Source organism: Dietzia sp. B44 (assembly GCF_014145245.1).
Taxonomy (GTDB): domain Bacteria; phylum Actinomycetota; class Actinomycetes; order Mycobacteriales; family Mycobacteriaceae; genus Dietzia; species Dietzia natronolimnaea.
In genome coordinates this window covers 1-3,233 of record NZ_JAALEF010000197.1, presented here as the reverse complement: position 1 = coordinate 3,233, position 3,233 = coordinate 1, and the positions used below count along the sequence as shown (strand labels likewise).

Below are 3,233 nucleotides of genomic sequence, written 5' to 3'. Positions count from 1 at the left end.
GAGCTTGGAGGCCATCCCGCCGGTGCCCAGCGCACCGCCGGCCCCGGCCACCACCCCGTCGAGGTCGGCCGCGCCCGACACCATCGTCACCGCGGTGGCGTCACCCTTGCGGGGGTCGGAGTCGTAGAGCGCGTCCACGTCCGAGAGCAGGATCAACGCATCGGCGCTGATGAGGTGGGCCACCAGCGCGGCCAGGCGGTCGTTGTCCCCGAAGCGGATCTCGTTGGTGGCCACCGTGTCGTTCTCGTTGACCACCGGCACCGCGCCGAGCGTGCGGAGTCGGTCCAGGGTGCGCTGCGCGTTGGCCGCGCTCTCCCGGCGCCCGATGTCCCCCGCCGTCAGCAGGACCTGGCCCACCACGCGGTCGTACCTGGAGAACGAGTCGCCCCACGCCCGGGCCAGTTCGAGCTGCCCCACACTGGCGGCCGCCTGCTTGGCGGACAGGGTGGCGGGGCGGGTGGTCATCCCCAGTGGGGACATCCCCGCGCCGATCGCGCCGGAGGAGACCACGAAGACGTCCGACCCCGCGGCCATGCGCGCCTGGCAGATGTCGGCCAGGGCGTCGAGCTGCGGCCGGCGGATCCCGCCACCGAAGCTCGTGATGGCCGACGAGCCGATCTTGACCACCACCCGGCGGGCCGTGCCGATCCGGCGCCGCAGCTCCGGTTCGCCGGTCACTCCAGGATCTCCTCATCGGGGTCGATCAGCCCGCGGCGCACCCGCTTGCGGTACTTGCGCTCGTGGGCGCCCACACGCTCGTCGGACTCCAACCGGATGTCGGTGCCTCGGCCCGTACGCATGAGGTCCACACCGGCCGGGGTCTGCGGCTCCCAGTCGAAGGAGACGTCGCCGACGGTGACCGTGCAGCCCGCCTGCGCGCCGGCCTTGATGAGCGCGTCCTCGACCCCGAGCCGGGCCAGGCGGTCGGCGAGGAAGCCGACGGCCTCGTCGTTGGCGAAGTCTGTCTGGCGGATCCAGCGCTCGGGCTTGGATCCCGAGACCACGTAGGCGCCGGCCTCGTTCGGGTCCTTCCGGACGGTGAACTCGGCCACGTCGACGGCCCTCGGCCGCAACACGATCCGCTCGGGCGCCGCCGGCGGGTTGGCCTTGCGGTGGGCCTTGATGAGCTCGTAGAGCCCGTACCTCAGTTCGTCCAGGCCCTTGTGCGCGACCGCGGAGATGGCATACACCGGCCAGCCCTTGGCCTCGAAGTGGGCGGTGACCATCTCGGCCATGTCGGCGGCGTCCGGCACGTCGATCTTGTTGAGCACCACGACCCTCGGCCGGTCCGCCAGCTCCCCCAGACCGGCGTCGGCGAGTTCCGGCTGGTAGGCGGCGAGCTCCGCCTCGAGCGCGTCGACGTCCGAGATGGGGTCGCGGTCGGACTCGAGACTCGCGCAGTCCACGACGTGTGCGAGGACGGCCGTGCGCTCGATGTGGCGCAGGAAGTCCAGGCCCAGGCCCCGACCCTCGCTGGCACCCGGGATGAGCCCGGGCACGTCCGCGATGGTGAACGTGTCGTCGCCCACCGAGACCACCCCGAGGTTGGGGGCCAGGGTGGTGAACGGGTAGTCGGCGATCTTGGGCTTGGCCGCGGAGAGCACCGACACGAGAGAGGACTTGCCGGCAGAGGGGAACCCGACCAGTCCGACGTCGGCCATGGACTTGAGCTCGAGGGTGAGGTCGCGGACCTCGCCGGGCTCACCGAGCAGGGCGAACCCGGGGGCCTTGCGGGCCCTGGAGGCGAGCGCGGCGTTACCGAGCCCACCCTTGCCGCCCTCGGCCGCCACGAAGCGGGTCCCGGCACCGACCAGATCGGCCAGCATCTCACCGTTCTGGTCCAGCACGACGGTCCCGGGCGGCACCGCCAGGACGAGGTCATCACCCTGGGCGCCGTTCCGGTTGGCGCCCATCCCGGGCTCACCCTTACCGGCGCGCGCGTGGGGCCGGAAGTGGAAGTCGAGCAGCGTGTGGACCTGGGGGTCCACCACCAGCACCACGTCCCCGCCGCTCCCGCCGTTGCCCCCGTCGGGGCCGCCGAGCGGCTTGAACTTCTCCCGGTGCACGGACGTGCACCCGCGGCCACCGTCCCCCGCCGCGAGGTGGAGCACTACGCGGTCGACGAATCTCGACATAAGCGGACTCCTCCTGCTGGTGGTGGGACTAACGGATGTGGCGCAAATGCTCTCGGGGACCGGGCGTGGGGTCATCAGACCCCGCCCGGCCCCCGAGGGCGAATCGCGTCAGTGTCGCCGGGTCAGGCCTCGACGCCGACCGGCACGATGTTGACGGTCTTGCGGCCGCGCTTGGTCCCGAACTCGACCGCACCGGCGGCCAGCGCGAACAGCGTGTCGTCGCCGCCACGGCCGACGCCCACGCCCGGGTGGAACTTGGTGCCACGCTGGCGGATCAGGATCTCGCCGGCGTTGACTTCCTGGCCGCCGAAACGCTTGACGCCGAGACGCTGCGCGTTGGAGTCACGACCGTTACGGGTGCTGGATGCGCCCTTCTTACTTGCCATGTCCGAACCCCTCCTTCAGGGAAGACGCCCGAGGGCGCTGAGCTGGTGGCCTTGGCGGCCGTGGTGGATTACTTGATACCGGTGATCTTGAGCACCGTCAGCTTCTGACGGTGGCCCTGACGCTTGTGGTACCCGGTCTTGTTCTTGAACTTGTGGATCCGGATCTTCGGGCCCTTGGTCTGCTCGACGATCTCGCCGGAGACGGAGACCTTGGCCAGGGCGTCGGCAGCGGAGGTGACGGTCGAACCGTCGACCACGAGGATCGGGGACAGGGACACGGAGGTACCGGCCTCACCCTCGATCTTCTCGACCTTGACATGGTCACCTTCGGCGACCTTGTACTGCTTGCCGCCGGTCTTGACGATCGCGTACATCGAGGGCTTCCCCTTGCTTCTCGGGTGTGTGGCCGCCACTGGGACGTCCACAACTACTGTGCGGTGTTCTCTCTGACCGGCCGACTCTCGTCGACCGGGATCGCCGGTCCCGCGGCCTTCACGGCCCGGCCCGCGACTTCTCGCGCGACGACATAGCGCCGCCACGAGCGACTTGTCAAGGTTACGGCCCGGCGGCACAGCAGGTCAAACCGACCGCGCCACCGGGCCCGACACCTCTAACGATCGCCGGCGTCAGGGGCGGTCGTGGACCTGGTCGCGCGTCGCCGTGCCGGTCGCTGACGCGGCTCCGCGACGACGACCGGCGGCGCTTCGGCGAG

General features: G+C 70.7%; 4 protein-coding genes. All 4 read right to left on the bottom strand.

Features of this window, described 5'->3' with window-relative positions:
• A partial coding sequence (proB, locus tag G6017_RS07340) for a glutamate 5-kinase (RefSeq protein WP_182610931.1) occupies positions 1-678 on the bottom strand: 678 nt, incomplete at its 3' end.
• Entirely contained in the window at positions 675-2,135 is a 1,461-nt protein-coding gene (gene obgE / locus G6017_RS07335; protein WP_179524934.1) for a GTPase ObgE, read from the bottom strand. The genes obgE and proB, both read right to left, overlap by 4 nt.
• Positions 2,136-2,257: 122 nt before the next feature.
• The gene (rpmA, locus tag G6017_RS07330) at positions 2,258-2,521 is read right to left on the bottom strand and encodes a 50S ribosomal protein L27 (RefSeq protein WP_107748170.1); all 264 of its coding nucleotides are present in this window, start codon (positions 2,519-2,521) and stop codon (positions 2,258-2,260) included.
• 68 nt (positions 2,522-2,589) lie between these two features.
• Positions 2,590-2,895, bottom strand: coding sequence for a 50S ribosomal protein L21 (gene rplU / locus G6017_RS07325; protein ID WP_017835684.1), 306 nt, complete (start codon positions 2,893-2,895; stop codon positions 2,590-2,592).
• Between the last annotated feature and the right edge of the window lie 338 nt (positions 2,896-3,233).

Bases quoted from the DNA above. Each gene is read 5' to 3' on its own strand.
- obgE (WP_179524934.1), bottom strand. From the start codon at position 2,135: ATGTCGAGATTCGTCGACCGCGTAGTGCTCCACCTCGCGGCGGGGGAC.
- rpmA (WP_107748170.1), bottom strand. From the start codon at position 2,521: ATGGCAAGTAAGAAGGGCGCATCCAGCACCCGTAACGGTCGTGACTCC.
- rplU (WP_017835684.1), bottom strand. From the start codon at position 2,895: ATGTACGCGATCGTCAAGACCGGCGGCAAGCAGTACAAGGTCGCCGAA.